This window comes from Vreelandella arctica, assembly GCF_037070215.1.
GTDB lineage: Bacteria > Pseudomonadota > Gammaproteobacteria > Pseudomonadales > Halomonadaceae > Vreelandella > Vreelandella arctica.
Window position 1 is genome coordinate 179,088 of the sequence record NZ_JBANSN010000004.1, and the last position, 15,467, is coordinate 194,554.

Sequence of the window (15,467 nt, forward strand, 5' to 3'; positions counted from 1 at the left end):
CACTTACTCCCTACCTGGTACTTGATCCTGCTGCCATAACCCATAGCCAAGCAGTGTTTCGACCAATTCGGCCAGATCGCCATGGTCAATACCATACTCATTCAGCAAAGCTTCAAAGCGCTGTTTAAACACACGCTCCTGCTCTTCTTGTTGTTCCTTCTGCTTTGTTTCTACATCATCTTGCTCCAATGCCGCAAGCGACCTTACCGGCGGCCCCGTCGGTATATCAAAGTCGCTATCAGGATCGTCTAACTGACGTAACGCCTGCGCAAAGGCATCGTCTAATTCACGGAATTTACGCAGCTTCTCACGCTCATCTATCGGCTTTTGAACCTTTTGATATTTCATCGATGTTTCATTTACACCTTACTTGAAATGGTCGACATGGCTACAAACGTAGCATTTTTTTTGCAAAAACTGTGCACAAACGCGTAAAGATAACGAGCAAACTTGCCTTTGCCACCCTGTTACCAGCATAAAGGCAACATCATTAGGCACACGATGGTGACAAACACTTTATCAAATACACCACAGTCAGCGGTAACTCAAAAATTGATGCTTAGCATCGACGTAGCCACAAGTAGCCTGAACAGAGATTCAACTCTCATCTAGATGCTGAACATTTGCTATTCAGCTAGGTTACCAAACACTAACGCACTGGGAGAGTGCACTACAGGCGAGATAAGCACGACCTGTACGATTCACGCATGAGAGGCCAGATAATGTTCAACGCGATGACACGAGCTGAGATCTGGCTGCAGGACACACTTGATAAGCCACTCGGTATTGAAGATCTTGCTAACCATATTGGTTATTCGTCTTCCCAAGTACGGCGCCAATTTCGCCAAAGCTTTCACATTTCGCCTAGCGCCTACCGCGAAAAAAGACGATTAGAACGGGCGGCTGTATTGTTAGCCCTTACGCCTCTCAATATAGCGCAAATTGCGATACGTTGTGGGTATCATAATCACTCGTCCTTTTCACGCGCATTCCAGCGTCGCTATCAGCTTAGGCCACGTAATTTTCGGCAATCACTAAAAAGCACGTTGTCACGTTCAATGCCTAATCCAGGCTTCAAAACTGACATCCAAAAAGCCAGTGACCGGCAAATGATCCTAATGCGCCTCTATCAAGCTCCCGAGCATATTAAAGGGCTAGGGGATGCACGCTACCACAACAAGCAGCTAGCCTGCTTACAGGCGCGATTACGCCTATCGACAACCACCATTTCACTGCCTGATATACTATCGGCCAAAGTGGGTGCGCTTAATAATGATTATTTTCATTCTTACCGCACAGACGTAGGCCTTTACCTTGAACCAGCAGATAACGCTCAAGACATTGCCTTACCGGTGCCTTATCGGCGGGTCGACATTCCAACCCACTATTATTCAAGTACGCGCTTTGGTGATTTAGCTGATCTTTATGATGCGTTGAAGCATACCATCGCGCACTTGCTTTACAGCCAGAATAGCTTCCACGTAAGCGGTTACCCGCCTCAGGTCTTATGGAAAGCACATTGTTTAGAGCTTCGGCTCCCGCTTATAAGTCAGTAGGAAAGATAACGTCTTTGAGGCACCGCTGAGCTGGGGTAATAAAAAACCGGCACTTCTGTAAAGAAATGCCGGTTATTAAATTTCTTAATCTTCCATGCGAACCAGCCAGGATTCGACGGCTTCATCGCCGTACTCATCCTTCCAGCTACGCAGACCTTTATGATTGCCACCACGCGTTTCGATGACTTCCCCGGTTTTAGGGTTTTTATAAATTTTAAGACGACGCTTACGGCGCGCATTGCCACTAGCCGTCGTTTTAACGCTGCGCTGATCAGAAGCGGGATCTAGTAAAGCAATGACGTCGCTAGGACGCTTGCCGAACTCAGTCATAAGCGCTTCAAGTTTGGCCTTGAACTCCAACTCGCTTTTAAGGCGCTGATCGCCTTCTAAGCGCTGTAGGTCTTCTTGAAGCTGCTTCAGCTGCTGTTCTTTTTGAATATATTCGTTAAGTAATGACATCGGGGTTCCTTTAGTATCGTATCCAACTGAACGGGGTCCAACTGAAAGGGGTTCAACTGGCTTAGGTGCTAACTTGACAACCTTGGCACCCACTAGTTCAGAATGCTGGGACATTATTGCTGTAAAAAGACTAACTGACAACAGTCTAGTTGATTTTTACTCAATTACTAATCGTTTTTTAAAAACACAACTGCTATTTAAAGTGTTTTATAACCCTAATAGCTCATCATTGCTTTGTGAATTTATGTGTCATCTATTAGAAGGCTCAACACTTACAAACAAAAGCGCCGCCCATAAGGGCGGCGCTTTTATCAACCAATAACTAATCGATAATTAGTCTTGGCCCATCTGCTGCTTGATCAGGTCGCCGATTGTAGTCGGGCCACCCGCAGTTTCCGGCTCTTGCTCACGCATCTTCTTCAGGTTCTGACGCGTATCATCCTGGTCTTTCGCTTTTACCGACAGGTTAATCTGACGGCTCTTGCGATCAACACTCACGATACGGGCTTCTACACTGTCGCCTTCATTCAGTACATTACGCGCGTCTTCTACGCGATCAGCACTAATTTCAGAAGCTTTCAGCACAGCAATAACGTCAGTCGCCAATTCAACTTGAGCTTCTTTAGCATCAACTTCAATGACACGACCCGTTACGATGCTGCCCTTATCATTGACTGACAAGTACTCAGCAACGGGGTCAGAATCCATCTGCTTGATGCCCAGCGAGATACGCTCACGCTCAGGATCAATAGACAGGATAACGGCTTCAGCTTCGTCGCCTTTCTTAAAGCTGCGTACGGCTTCTTCGCCAGTATCAGTCCAAGAAATATCAGACAGGTGAACCAGACCGTCGATACCGCCTTCCAGGCCGATAAAGATACCGAAGTCAGTGATCGACTTGATGGTACCTGAAACGCGATCGCCCTTGTTGTAGTCAGTGTTGAAGGTTTCCCACGGGTTAGCAGTACACTGCTTGATGCCCAGAGAAATACGACGACGCTCTTCGTCGATATCCAACACCATGACGTCAACATCATCGCCCACTTGAACGACTTTAGACGGATGGATGTTTTTGTTGGTCCAGTCCATTTCAGACACGTGAACCAGACCTTCAACACCCTCTTCCAGCTCAGCAAAGCAACCGTAGTCAGTCAGGTTAGTGACGACTGCGTGTACCTTCATGCCTTCTGGGTAACGCTCTTTAATGTTGACCCACGGATCTTCGCCCAACTGCTTCAGACCCAGTGAAACGCGGTTGCGCTCACGGTCAAACTTCAGAACCTTGACGTTGATCTCGTCGCCAACGGCAACGATTTCGGACGGATGCTTAATACGCTTCCACGCCATGTCTGTGATGTGCAGCAAGCCGTCAACACCACCCAGGTCTACGAAAGCGCCGTAGTCTGTCAGGTTCTTAACGATACCCTTGATCTGCTGGCCTTCTTGCAGCGTTGCCAGCAGCGCTTCGCGCTCGGCACTGTTCTCTGCTTCCAGAACCGCACGACGTGATACCACGACGTTGTTGCGCTTCGGATCAAGCTTGATGACTTTGAAGTCCAGCTCTTTATTTTCCAGGTGCGCAGTGTCGCGAACCGGACGAACGTCAACCAACGAGCCAGGCAAGAAGGCACGGATAGAGTCAACTTCAACTGTGAAGCCGCCTTTAACCTTACCGTTAATAACGCCCTTGATGATTTCGTCTTTCTCGAAGGCTGCTTCCAGAACCTTCCAAGCTTCTGCGCGCTTGGCTTTTTCACGGGACAGACGAGTTTCACCGAAGCCATCTTCAACGGCTTCCAATGCAACGTGCACGTCGTCACCGATAGCGATGTTCAGGTTACCGTGTTCATCGCGGAATTGTGACGCCGGAATCTGACCTTCAGATTTTAGGCCAGCGTTGACAGTAACCCAGTCACCGTCAATGTCGACAACCTGAGCCGCGACAATAGCGCCTGGCTCCATGTTGATGTCGTTAAGAGACTGTTCAAACAGCTCAGCAAAGCTTTCGCTCATGGTGTTCCTACGTAATTACGTTGTTGAGGCATAAATGCCTTCTCCGCACCACCAGCAAGTGCGGGCCTAATGTCACTCAGCCTTTGGGGGTGTTAACGCTGGTTAGACCTGACCGGGCTCACCGATGTGAGTTTAGTGCCCTGCCACGTCGTGACACCTATCCAAAAGCGCCGCAAGGGAGAATCACACGCCGCTTACCAGCCCTCTTTGGGCGAGCAGTTCGGTCAGTCGTTCAACCACTTCCGGTATGCTCAGACGCGTGGTATCAAGCGTAATGGCATCATCTGCCGGCTTGAGAGGGGCCACGCTGCGTTGCGTGTCGCGTGCATCGCGTGCCTGAATCTCCTTTAAAAGACTCGAAAGACTAGCATTCACCCCGGCTTCCTGCAACTGCAGATGACGCCGACGTGCCCGTTCGTCGGCACTTGCCGTCAAAAAAATCTTTAGCGTGGCGTCGGGAAACACCACCGTGCCCATATCGCGGCCATCGGCCACCAACCCTGGCGCTTGGCAAAAATCGCGCTGGCGCTGCAGCAATGCCTGACGCACAGCAGGAAGCGCTGCTACTTGCGAGGCACGCTCCCCAGCCTGTTCGGTACGAATCACCTGACCAACATCTTCACCTTCTAGTAGCGTTCGTGGCTGACCATCTTCAACTGGAAAGGCGACATCCAATTGCTCCGCTAAGCGGGCAAGCCCCGCCTCATCGTCAACGGCTACGTTGTGCTTAACCGCTGCTTGAGCCGTCAGCCGATACAGTGCGCCACTATCCAGCAAATGCCAGCCCAGGCGTTCTGCTACTAAACCACTAATGGTGCCTTTACCTGCCCCGCCTGGGCCATCAATGGTGAGCACTGGAACAGCTGAAGCGCGATCATTCATGCGCGCCCTCCACGTTAACGCCCATGCCAATGCGCGTGGCTAATTCAACGAAATCAGGGAAAGAGGTCGCCACATTGGCGCAGTCTTCAATCTCAATTTCTGCACTCGCCCGCAGAGATGCAATCGCAAACGCCATGGCAATACGGTGATCACCCAGGCTATCGATACGCCCACCGCCATAACTGGCCACCTCGGCATTACCGTTGCCGGTAATATCGATACCGTCATCAAGTAGCGTGTGCTTAACACCCAAGATGGCCATGCCATCCGCCATTGCCTGGAGGCGATCGGACTCTTTAACACGCAGCTCTTCTGCGCCTCTTAGGCGGGTTACGCCGTTTGCGTTGGCGGCAGCAATAAAGAGGGCAGGAAATTCATCAATCGCTAACGGCACTTGATCAACGGGAATATCAATCCCTTTAAGTGGCGCATAGCGAACACGAATATCCGCCACCGGCTCGCCCCCTACCTCACGCTCATTTTCAAGCGTTAAATCGGCCCCCATCAAATTCAGAATATTGATAACGCCGATCCGGGTGGGATTAATACCTACATGCTCAAGGGTAATATCAGAACCCGGTGTGATAGCCGCTGCGACTAAGAAAAACGTTGCTGAAGAGATATCCGAAGGCACATCGATCGGCCCAGCCGTTAACTTACCGCCACCCTGCAGCCAGCAGGTATCACCTTCTCGAGAAACCGCATAACCAAAGCCATTGAGCATACGTTCGGTGTGGTCGCGTGTGGGCGCTGGTTCACGTACACGGGTTTCGCCTTCGGCGTAGAGCCCCGCCAACAGCAAGCAGGATTTCACCTGGGCGCTGGCCATAGGCATATCGTAATAAATGCCCTTTAGATTAGCGCCGCCGTGAATTTTCAGCGGTGGGCGGCCGCCTTCAGCCGTATCAATGGTGGCTCCCATTAGACGTAGCGGGTCAGCCACGCGTCCCATAGGGCGCTTGGTCAGCGACTCATCGCCGGTTAGCTCACTATCAAACGCCTGACCTGCGAGCAGCCCTGAAAACAACCGCATCGCGGTGCCTGAGTTGCCTACATAGAGCGGCCCCGCGGGGGCTTTTAAACCGTGCATGCCAACGCCATGGATGGTGACTTTACCTTGATGCGGTCCTTCAATCGCCACGCCCATTTCACGAAACGCCTGCAGCGTCGCCAAGCTATCTTCGCCTTCCAGAAAGCCTTTTACTTCAGTAACACCCTCTGCCAGCGCGCCCAGCATAATAGAGCGATGTGACATGGATTTATCGCCGGGCACGCGCAGGCGCCCCTGGGCTTGACCGCCCGGCTGCACACGGTAGGTGACCTTACCTTGTGGTTGCATATGGTATTCCGCCTGATAGCTGGTTTTGTTCAATAAAGAGTCGAAATAGTGCCGGGCATGGCTCGCCCGATCGAAGGTGGCAATTAACGCATCGCTGTCACCGGTTTCTACCGCATGACGCAAGCGAGAAAGCCCTGCTTCAAAATCATCCAACGATGCTAAAACCGCCTGCTTATTGGCAATAAAAATATCCCGCCACATTACCGGGTCGCTTCCCGCGATACGGGTAAAATCGCGAAAACCGCCCGCTGCGTAACGGAAAATATCTAGCCGCTCATCCTGACGAGCCAGCGTATCCACCAATGAAAATGCTAATAGATGAGGTAAATGGCTAGTGCGCGCCAGCACTTGGTCATGGCGCTCAACGTCCATTTCCAGCACATCGGCACCGCAGGCTTCCCACAAGCTACGGACGCGCTGCAAGGCATCGGCATCTACGTTGGGCTCGGGCGTAAGTATCACTTTATGATTCACATAAAGGCGTGGATTCGCCGCCGCCACACCGCTTTTCTCTGAACCGGCGATGGGGTGCCCTAACACCATATTGGTGGGAACTTGGCCAAATACTCGCTCAGCGCAGGCGCGGATAGTGGCTTTAGTGCTACCGACATCAGTAATGACCACACTCGGTGACGCAGATGCCAGGGCACCCGCCAAATGAGTCATTACACTTTCCATCGCCAGCACCGGCACAGCCAACACCACCATAGTAGCGCCACTCACTTGCTCCGCAAGGTGGGTGCCACCTGAGTCGATCAGACCCATCTCTATACCGCGAGCAATTTCATCTTTATCAGGGTCACAGGCAACAATCTGCCCCTTAAATCCTGAAGCGCGCAGAGCTGCCGCAAGCGAACCACCAATTAATCCCAGACCAACAATTAATAAGCGCGACTCATGACAAGATGATGTTGTTACGCTGCTTCCAACCATTAACGTCACAGTACCCCTATCGGGTAGGAACCCAGCACACGCAAGTCCGCCGCCCGCAGCTGCACCTCTTCAAGCACCGCCGCGACCTTGGGCTCATCACGATGGCCTTTAAAGTCTATAAAAAAGACGTAGTTCCACACACCAGTGCGCGAAGGACGTGTTTCAAGGCGCGTTAAATCAATCTGATGGCGATGGAACGGCTCCAGTAACGCGTGCAAAGTACCCGGCTGATTGCGCATGGCAACCACAATAGAGGTTTTATCCTCTCCTGCCATGGGCACATCCTGGTTGCCAATAATCAAAAATCGCGTGGAGTTATCCGGGCTGTCTTCAATTTTTTCGGCAATGTGCTCAAGCCCATAAAGCTTGGCTGCCATATCACCTGCAATCGCCGCACTATGCCACTCGGTTTTGACTAACTTAGCCGCTTCCGCATTAGAGGAAACCGGAACTCGCTCCGCATGGGGATAGTGAGCATCCAGCCATTTACGACACTGGGCAAACGACTGCGGGTGCGAGTAGATACGCGAGACTTTATCGCGACGGGTCGTTTCACTGACCAGCAGATGATGGTGAATACGCAGCACCACCTCGCCACAAATTTTGATGGAGGAGTCCATGAAAGTGTCCAGGGTGTGATTGACCACCCCCTCGGTGGAGTTTTCCACCGGCACCACGCCGTAATGCACAGCGCCCGCCTCTACCTCGCGAAACACTTCATCAATCGCCGCCATGGGCAGACTGACTGCACTTTCACCAAAGTGCTTGAGCGCCGCCTGCTGAGTGAAAGTGCCCTCAGGGCCCAAGTAAGCCACTTTAACCGGCTGTTCAAGTGCCAAACACGCCGACATGATTTCGCGAAACAGGCGCGCCATCTCTTCTGAATCAAGCGGGCCTTTATTCAAGGCCATGATGCGCCGTAGCACCTGAGCCTCTCGCTCAGGGCGGTAGAACACCGCATCTTTATCTTCGGCCAGCTTCACATGCGCCACTTGCTGGGCACAGCTGGCGCGCTCGCTGATGAGATTCAGAATATCGCTATCGAGCTGATCGATTCGCTGGCGCAGCTCATCCAGATTGATCGACGTGTCGGACATGGTGTTTAGCCCCTTGTTTGTTCGAAATCGGCCATAAATGCGATCAGCGCATCTACCGCAGACTCAGGCACTGCGTTATATAGGCTAGCCCGCATACCGCCCACGCTGCGGTGGCCTTTTAAATTGAGCAGCCCCGCCGCATCGGCTTGTTGTAAAAACGCTTTATCCAGCGCCGCATCGGCCAAGACAAACGGTACGTTCATACGCGAGCGATTGTGCTTAGCAATCGGGTTTCTATAAAAGTCGCTGTCATCAATCGCCTCATACAGCTTATCGGCTTTGCGCTGATTAATGGCGTCCATCGCGGCTAGCCCACCAATGTCATCTTTCAGCCACTGAAACACCAATCCCGCCAAATACCAGGCATAGGTGGGCGGTGTATTCACCATCGAACCCGCTTCGGCCAGCATTTTGTAATCAAACAGCGAAGGAATGTTGGCTTGGGCTTTGCCTAGCAAGTCGTCACGAACGACGGCCAGCGTTAAACCTGCGGGGCCGATATTTTTCTGCGCCCCAGCGTAGATCACGCCGAAATTGCTAACGTCGATCGGCCCAGACAGGATATTTGATGACATATCGCAGACCAACGGCACGCTAGCGCCATCGGCACGCTGAACATGGGGTGTATAGTCAAACTCCAAGCCGCCAATCGTTTCGTTCGACGTGTAGTGCAAATAGGCCGCGTCATCGCTAACGCTGATGTTATCCAGCGCGGGTACCGCCATGTGACCATTAGCTTCGCTGCTTGCAGCAACATGACAAGCGAAACCAAGGCGCTTTGCTTCGCTAAGCGCTTTTTTGCCCCAGATACCGGTCTGGATGAAGTTGCCGCTACCGCCCTGTCCCAGCAGGTTCATCGGCAGCATTGCAAATTGCATACTGGCGCCGCCCTGCAAAAACAGCACTTTATAGTTATCTGGCACGCTTAGAAGCTCACGAAAATCAGCTTCTGCACGCTCAGCAATGGCAACAAACTCGTCGCTACGGTGGCTCATTTCCATTACGGAAAGGCCACGCCCATGGTAGTCCAGCAACTCTTCCCGGGCGCGTTCCAGTACGGCTACTGGCAGGGCCGCTGGCCCTGCGCAGAAATTATAATGACGTGTCATCAGTCCCCGGTTCCTGTGCGTCATCGGATGATTCACTCGCCTGAACGTCTTCAGGTCGCTCATCAAGGCTAGCCTCGGCACCCTCTTCGGCACCTTCCTCAAGAGCGGTCAGATCGACTTCGGCGGGCTCATCAACGCGAACGGTTTTGACTAATTTTTCTTCTTTACCCAGACGAATCAACATCACGCCCTGGGTATTACGCGAGGTGGTTGAGACCTCTTCAACACGGGTACGCACCAGCGTGCCGCGGTCAGTGATCAGCATCATTTCATCGCTGTCGTAAACCTGCATCGCCGCCACCAGCGAACCGTTACGTTCACTGGTTTGCATGGCTATCACGCCCTGGCCACCGCGGCCACGTAGCGGGAACGCTTCCAGCCGCGTGCGCTTGCCGTAACCATTTTCACTGGCGGTCATGATATAGATCTGGCCATCAGCCGTTTCGGACACCACGCTCTCTTGGTTGGTATCCTGCGCTTCACTTTCGGCGTCCGCTTCGGCGTCGATCTGCTGGCTCTTGGGAATAATCAGACTGATCACTTCCGCATCACCGGCCAGGCGCATACCGCGCACACCGCGAGCAGTACGTCCCATGGCGCGAGCTTTGCCCTCTTCAAAACGAATCGCCTTGCCGTTAGACGACAACAGCATGGCATGGTCATTACCGGCAGTAATCGCCGCACCCACTAAGCGGTCGCCCTCTTCAAGGTCAATCGCAATCAGACCTACGCTGCGCGGCCGGGAGAACTGCTCAAGGCTAGTCCGCTTGACAGTGCCTTTGGCCGTAGCAAAGAAGATGTAGTTATCAGGATTGTAGTCGCGCACTGGCAAGATGGCGTTAACCGCTTCACCCTCTTCCAGCGGCAGCATATTGACCAACGGTTTACCGCGTGAGCCACGGCTGGCGTTGGGCATTTCATACACTTTCAGCCAGTACACCTTGCCGCGATTAGAGAACAGCAGCACGGTGTCGTGTGTAGACGCTACCAGCAGGTGCTCTATTACGTCTTCGTCTTTCATTGCGGTGGCAGACTTACCGCGGCCGCCACGGCGCTGGGCCTGATAGTCCGACAGCGGCTGTGTCTTGGCGTAGCCGGAGCGCGACACTGTCACCACCATGTCTTCTTCGGCGATCAAGTCTTCAATGGAGAGATCCAGATGGCTGGCCTGAATTTCCGTGCGACGGTCATCGCCAAACTGATCACGCACCGCGTGCAGCTCTTCGCGGATGACTTCCATCAAGCGGTCGGCAGATGCCAGAATCTCGGTAAGCTCGGCGATCTTCTCGAGGATAGAGAGGTATTCATCAAGTAGCTTCTCTGTCTCAAGACCCGTTAAGCGGTGCAAGCGTAGCTCAAGAATCGCCTGCGCCTGAGCAGGTGACAGCCGGTAGGAAGTCGCTTCAGTATTTAAGCCAAAGCCCTCTTCCAGTTCTTCAGGCTTGCAAGAGGTCGCCCCAGCCCGATCCAACATGGCGGTCACTTGCCCTGGCTGCCAGGTTTTGGCCAGCAGCTTTTCACGCGCTTCTGCCGCGTTGGGCGAGGCTTTGATCAGCTCAATCACTTCATCGATATTCGAGATAGCGACCGCCAAGCCTTCCAGCAGATGGCCACGCTCACGGGCTTTTTTCAGCTCATACAGCGTGCGCCGAGTAACCACTTCGCGGCGGTGGCGAATAAAAGCTTCCAGCATCTCTTTAAGATTGAGGATACGTGGCTGGCCGTTTTCCAGCGCCACCATGTTAATCCCGAACACATTTTGCAGCTGCGTCTGGGCAAACAGATTATTAACCACTACTTCGCCGGACTCACCGCGCTTGATTTCAATCACCACACGCAGGCCGTCTTTGTCCGACTCATCGCGCAGTTCGGCGATGCCTTCGATTTTCTTGTCTTTCACTAGCTCAGCGATCTTCTCAATCAACCGCGCCTTGTTCACCTGATAAGGCAGCTCGGTGATGATGATGTGATCGCGACCGGTTTTGTCGTGGTGCTCAATGGTGTGGCAAGCGCGCACATAAATACGTCCACGGCCTGTGCGATACGCCGACAAAATGCCCGCACGGCCATTAATGATCGCGCCGGTGGGGAAATCAGGGCCGGGGATGTACTCCATCAAGTCATCCACCGTCAGCGTGTAGTCGTCGATTAACGCCAAACAGCCGTCAATCACTTCACGCATATTGTGCGGTGGAATATTGGTCGCCATACCGACCGCAATACCCGAAGAACCGTTAATCAGCAGATTGGGTACTTTAGTGGGCAATACGGCGGGAATACGCTCTGTACCGTCGTAGTTATCGACCCAGTCGACGGTTTCCTTCTCAAGGTCAGCGAGCAGCTCATGAGAGAGGCGCGCCATGCGCACCTCGGTATACCGCATGGCCGCCGCATTATCCCCATCAATAGAACCGAAGTTACCTTGGCCGTCGACCAGCACATGGCGCATCGAGAAGTGCTGCGCCATACGTACGATAGTGTCGTAAACCGCGCTATCGCCGTGCGGATGGTATTTACCGATGACATCGCCGACGACACGCGCCGACTTCTTGTACGGTTTATTCCAGTCATTACTCAGCTCATGCATGGCAAACAGCACACGCCGGTGAACTGGTTTAAGGCCATCCCGCACATCAGGAAGCGCGCGGCCGATAATGACGCTCATCGCATAGTCGAGGTACGACTGTTTGAGCTCGTCTTCAATATTGACGGGCAAGATTTCTCTGGCGATGTCACCCATGAAAGTCAGATCCTTTGCACTGCATTGGCACTGCGAGAGTTGAAAGCGCTTAAAAACACCGCCCTTAAAAGAAAATTAGAGCGGCGCGCAAATACTCCACCATCATACCACCGCAAAAGCAGCAAGGGCAGCCAGAGAGCTCACCAAAGCCGTTTAGGGGGTAAATGCCTCTTTCGCCAACGTTAATGAAGCCAACGCATCGCGCACCTCGCCCTCAATGGCAGCGGCTTTATTAGCCCGCATATCCAGAAGCACAAAGGTCAAATCTGCCTGGGCGATGACGGTACCGTCTTTGCGCACGATGCGGTGATGGCAGAGGCCGCTGCGCTCACCGACGTCGACGATACCCGTCATAATTTCTATATCATCGCCGTGACGCGCCGCGGCTAAATAATCAATATTCAAGTTAACCACTACAAACGCACGGCCAGCCTGATGGAGTTCCTTGATCATCGCTGGGTGTTGATCAAAGTAATCCCAACGCCCCTCTTCCATAAACTCCAGGTAGCGAGCGTTATTCACATGCCCATAGCCATCCAAGTGATAGCCACGAACGCGCAATTGAACCCGTGAAAGTGATGCGGTCATAACAGCTCCTTTATATCGATTAGCCGACAACTCAATCAAACACAAGTTTGAAACGTGTGCAATAACATGGATTGCCCGTTGCATGCTGGTAGGAAGGCCCCGCTTTCGCCATAATGTGCCACCTTTTGAACAGGATTGGCCCTATGTGGTTTAAGCACTTGCATATATACCGCCTGCACGATGCGCCCGAAATATCCAGCGATGCGCTGGCTAGCGCTTTAGACGAGCATTCCGCCAAACCACTCGGCAACGCCGATGCGCGCCGCCTGGGCTGGACAGCGCCTGCTGGCCGTATGGGCGGCGGCCAACTGGTTCACGAAATCCAAGCACATCGGCTGCTTTCCGCCCTGCGCCAAGAGCGTCTACTGCCCGCCTCTGTGGTCAAAGAAGAAGTCGATGAGCAGGTCGCCGACATTGAGGCCAGCGAAGGCCGCAAAGTCACTCGCAAAGAGAAGACCGCACTCAAAGAGCAGGTCACTGAGAATTTATTGCCCCGCGCCTTTGTGCGCAGCCAGAAAATCGATTTGTGGTGGGATACCCGGGGGCAAATGATCGGCATTAACGCCAGCTCGCGTACCCGCGCTGAAGATATTCTAGATTTATTGCGTGAAACGCTGGGCAGCTTAAAAGTCACCCCGCTCAGCTCACAAACGCTGCCTATCCGCGCCATGACTACCTGGCTTGGGGATGCCGCGAGTCGCCCTGCCGACCTGCAACTTGGCGACCAGGTAGAGCTCAAGGCCAAAGGCGATGACGGCGTACTACGCGCGCGCCAAGTCGACTTAGACAGCGATGAAATTCAGCAACTGCTAGAGAGCGGCCGTCAGGCCAGCAAGCTCGCGATTAGCCTGGAAGGCCGCTTAAGCTTCGTGTTGCATGATGATTTAGCGCTCAAATCATTGCGCTTTGGCGATGCTCTGATTGAGGAAGCCGATCATGCTGATGACGGTGATGACGCCCTTGCGCGGCTGGAAACGGATTTTGTTTTAATGGCGCAGGCGCTATCGGACGATATTCCGCGCTTGATAGAGTGGCTCGGCGGCGAGACGCAGCGGGAACCCGCAGTGCAGTAAGTGGCTCTATAGCAGTCAATGGTTCTATATACGTTCGCCTCGATGTTATTAATCGATCTTCACTATTTATCATCCAACGGTTCGCATGACTCATCACAATAACGCTACCAACGCCTCTACTGAGACAGACCCGTGGGCCGACATTCGGCCCTTTATGGATCATGAAGTGGCCGATGTGCTTGCTAGGCTATCACGGGACAACGAGCTGCTGGATGCGCTCACACGTTTTCGACTTCCGCGCTTAGCGCGCTGGGCGCCGTCGCTGGCACGTGCTTTTGCCAGCCGTGCTATACGCCGTGAAGTCAAAGATGTGTCGACGGTTTACGAATTTCAAATGCGTATTGCTCATTATATGGAGCGCATGATTCGTACCACTACGGATGCATTTGAAGTCACGGGGCTCGACAAACTCGAACCACAGGGCGCCTATCTCTTTATTGGCAATCACCGCGATATCTCGCTGGATCCCGCGTTCGTCAACTATGCGCTGTATCAGGCAAACCGCGACACCGTTCGCATCGCTATCGGTGACAATCTGCTTAAAAAGCCCTACGTCACCGACCTGATGCGGCTGAATAAAAGCTTTATTGTGCCACGCAGCGCCCGGGGTAAGCGGGCGATGCTAGCCGCGTACCAGCAGCTGTCAGCCTATATTCGCCACACCATTACCGAAGACCAACACTCGATTTGGATGGCGCAGCGCGAAGGGCGCGCCAAGAACGGTATCGACCATACCGAGCCCGCTATTATCAAGATGTTAACCATGGCCAGGAAAGCGTCAGAGCGCGACATGGTGTTTGGTGATGCGATTGCCGAATTGAAGCTCGTGCCGGTATCGATTAGCTATGAATATGACCCCTGCGACGTGCAAAAGGCCCAGGAACTACACGATATTGATACGCAGGGCAGCTATGCCAAAGGTGAGTTTGAGGATATCCGTTCCATTGTGGCAGGCATTACCGGCTCTAAGGGCCGTGTGCGGCTGCACTTTGGCACGCCGGTCGGCGCTGATATGGCGACGCCAGACGAAGTGGCCGCGGAGATTGATCGTCAGGTGATTGGCGGGTACCGCCTCTTCCCCAGCCACTATTTAGCGCTTGAAGCATTGGGCGAAGCGCCAGAACTAGTAGCGCGTAAAGCGATTACTAAACAAGACAGGGAGCGTTTCAATGCACGACTTGCCGATGTACCCGAGGCGTTAAGGCCATATTGGCTTGCTCAATACGCGAACCCCGTCAAGCACAAAGCCGGTCGATTGACGCTTTAAACCAGCGTTTTAATCTGCAGGTTTAATGCCGTGCAACTCATGCCCGTTGGCAGAAAAAATGCTATGGTCAATGCATTGATTGGCTTCGCTTGGCCCTGTCGTCATTCGCGATCCTAAGGAGACTCCCATGTCCGGTTCAGAAATCCAGAAAACACGTGTCATCAATGAGCTGCGTGGCTTTATTCGCAAATTGCTTCAAGACCCCAAAATTCTTGAGCAATCCCTTGTGATCGCCAGGCAGCAACTGACCGAAGGCAACAGCCCCGCGGCCATGGCACGGATTGCTAACGAAATTTCCGACACCACCAGTGTGCACATACCCGAAGACCCTGCTGAGCACTCTGAGGCTGATAAGCTTTTTTTAGAACTGCTGCGCGAAGTGGTTCAAGAAGAGCAAGCGCTTTATTAACC

The 15,467-nt window shown here is 53.0% G+C and carries 13 protein-coding genes; 4 read left to right on the forward strand and 9 right to left on the reverse strand.

Annotation, left to right across the window (positions count from 1 at the left end; all coding sequences use genetic code 11):
- Positions 1 to 3 precede the first annotated feature (3 nt).
- Entirely contained in the window at positions 4 to 348 is a 345-nt protein-coding gene (locus V8L70_RS05330; protein WP_336269028.1) for a hypothetical protein, read from the reverse strand.
- 374 nt (positions 349 to 722) lie between these two features.
- On the opposite strand from V8L70_RS05330, the gene V8L70_RS05335 reads away from it, so the two are divergent.
- Complete coding sequence (locus V8L70_RS05335; RefSeq protein WP_336269029.1) at positions 723 to 1,556, forward strand: helix-turn-helix transcriptional regulator; 834 nt, start codon at positions 723 to 725, stop codon at positions 1,554 to 1,556.
- A gap of 84 nt (positions 1,557 to 1,640) precedes the next feature.
- On the opposite strand, the gene V8L70_RS05340 is transcribed toward V8L70_RS05335, so the two are convergent.
- The 8 genes from V8L70_RS05340 to V8L70_RS05375 all read right to left on the reverse strand — a co-directional run bounded on the left by V8L70_RS05340 (position 1,641) and on the right by V8L70_RS05375 (position 12,716).
- Positions 1,641 to 2,015 carry a histone-like nucleoid-structuring protein, MvaT/MvaU family gene (locus tag V8L70_RS05340; protein ID WP_008957328.1) on the reverse strand — a complete coding sequence of 125 codons (375 nt, stop codon included), beginning with the start codon at positions 2,013 to 2,015 and terminating at the stop codon, positions 1,641 to 1,643.
- Positions 2,016 to 2,348: 333 nt separating this feature from the next.
- Positions 2,349 to 4,028: a 30S ribosomal protein S1 gene (gene rpsA, locus V8L70_RS05345; protein ID WP_176303578.1), complete on the reverse strand. Its 1,680-nt coding sequence runs from the start codon at positions 4,026 to 4,028 to the stop codon at positions 2,349 to 2,351.
- Between the two features lie 183 nt (positions 4,029 to 4,211).
- A complete protein-coding gene (cmk, locus tag V8L70_RS05350) occupies positions 4,212 to 4,910 on the reverse strand; it encodes a (d)CMP kinase (protein ID WP_336269031.1) in 699 nt (232 codons plus the stop codon).
- A complete protein-coding gene (locus V8L70_RS05355; RefSeq protein ID WP_336269046.1) occupies positions 4,903 to 7,182 on the reverse strand; it encodes a bifunctional prephenate dehydrogenase/3-phosphoshikimate 1-carboxyvinyltransferase in 2,280 nt (759 codons plus the stop codon). Before V8L70_RS05355 ends, cmk begins: the two co-directional genes overlap by 8 nt.
- A 5-nt stretch (positions 7,183 to 7,187) precedes the next feature.
- A complete protein-coding gene (gene pheA, locus V8L70_RS05360; protein ID WP_008957324.1) occupies positions 7,188 to 8,279 on the reverse strand; it encodes a prephenate dehydratase in 1,092 nt (363 codons plus the stop codon).
- 5 nt (positions 8,280 to 8,284) lie between these two features.
- Positions 8,285 to 9,388 carry a 3-phosphoserine/phosphohydroxythreonine transaminase gene (gene serC, locus V8L70_RS05365; RefSeq protein ID WP_336269032.1) on the reverse strand — a complete coding sequence of 368 codons (1,104 nt, stop codon included), beginning with the start codon at positions 9,386 to 9,388 and terminating at the stop codon, positions 8,285 to 8,287.
- Positions 9,372 to 12,128 carry a DNA gyrase subunit A gene (gene gyrA / locus V8L70_RS05370; protein ID WP_336269033.1) on the reverse strand — a complete coding sequence of 919 codons (2,757 nt, stop codon included), beginning with the start codon at positions 12,126 to 12,128 and terminating at the stop codon, positions 9,372 to 9,374. The genes serC and gyrA overlap by 17 nt, the downstream gene beginning before the upstream one ends.
- Positions 12,129 to 12,281: 153 nt before the next feature.
- Positions 12,282 to 12,716, reverse strand: a complete 435-nt coding sequence (locus V8L70_RS05375) for an acyl-CoA thioesterase (RefSeq protein WP_336269034.1) — start codon at positions 12,714 to 12,716, stop codon at positions 12,282 to 12,284.
- A 143-nt stretch (positions 12,717 to 12,859) separates the two neighbouring features.
- On the opposite strand from V8L70_RS05375, the gene V8L70_RS05380 reads away from it, so the two are divergent.
- The 3 genes from V8L70_RS05380 (at position 12,860) to V8L70_RS05390 (ending at position 15,465) form a co-directional block, all read left to right on the forward strand.
- Positions 12,860 to 13,789 (forward strand): recombination-associated protein RdgC, encoded by a 930-nt coding sequence (locus V8L70_RS05380; RefSeq protein WP_336269035.1) that lies wholly within the window; start codon positions 12,860 to 12,862, stop codon positions 13,787 to 13,789.
- An 85-nt stretch (positions 13,790 to 13,874) separates the two neighbouring features.
- Positions 13,875 to 15,056, forward strand: a complete 1,182-nt coding sequence (locus tag V8L70_RS05385) for a 1-acyl-sn-glycerol-3-phosphate acyltransferase (protein WP_336269036.1) — start codon at positions 13,875 to 13,877, stop codon at positions 15,054 to 15,056.
- Between the two features lie 127 nt (positions 15,057 to 15,183).
- Positions 15,184 to 15,465 carry a hypothetical protein gene (locus tag V8L70_RS05390; RefSeq protein ID WP_035558576.1) on the forward strand — a complete coding sequence of 94 codons (282 nt, stop codon included), beginning with the start codon at positions 15,184 to 15,186 and terminating at the stop codon, positions 15,463 to 15,465.
- Positions 15,466 to 15,467: the final 2 nt, after the last annotated feature.

Bases quoted from the DNA above. Each gene is read 5' to 3' on its own strand.
- V8L70_RS05330 (WP_336269028.1), bottom strand. From the start codon at position 348: ATGAAATATCAAAAGGTTCAAAAGCCGATAGATGAGCGTGAGAAGCTG.
- V8L70_RS05335 (WP_336269029.1), top strand. From the start codon at position 723: ATGTTCAACGCGATGACACGAGCTGAGATCTGGCTGCAGGACACACTT.
- V8L70_RS05340 (WP_008957328.1), bottom strand. From the start codon at position 2,015: ATGTCATTACTTAACGAATATATTCAAAAAGAACAGCAGCTGAAGCAG.
- rpsA (WP_176303578.1), bottom strand. From the start codon at position 4,028: ATGAGCGAAAGCTTTGCTGAGCTGTTTGAACAGTCTCTTAACGACATC.
- cmk (WP_336269031.1), bottom strand. From the start codon at position 4,910: ATGAATGATCGCGCTTCAGCTGTTCCAGTGCTCACCATTGATGGCCCA.
- V8L70_RS05355 (WP_336269046.1), bottom strand. From the start codon at position 7,182: ATGGTTGGAAGCAGCGTAACAACATCATCTTGTCATGAGTCGCGCTTA.
- pheA (WP_008957324.1), bottom strand. From the start codon at position 8,279: ATGTCCGACACGTCGATCAATCTGGATGAGCTGCGCCAGCGAATCGAT.
- serC (WP_336269032.1), bottom strand. From the start codon at position 9,388: ATGACACGTCATTATAATTTCTGCGCAGGGCCAGCGGCCCTGCCAGTA.
- gyrA (WP_336269033.1), bottom strand. From the start codon at position 12,128: ATGGGTGACATCGCCAGAGAAATCTTGCCCGTCAATATTGAAGACGAG.
- V8L70_RS05375 (WP_336269034.1), bottom strand. From the start codon at position 12,716: ATGACCGCATCACTTTCACGGGTTCAATTGCGCGTTCGTGGCTATCAC.
- V8L70_RS05380 (WP_336269035.1), top strand. From the start codon at position 12,860: ATGTGGTTTAAGCACTTGCATATATACCGCCTGCACGATGCGCCCGAA.
- V8L70_RS05385 (WP_336269036.1), top strand. From the start codon at position 13,875: ATGACTCATCACAATAACGCTACCAACGCCTCTACTGAGACAGACCCG.
- V8L70_RS05390 (WP_035558576.1), top strand. From the start codon at position 15,184: ATGTCCGGTTCAGAAATCCAGAAAACACGTGTCATCAATGAGCTGCGT.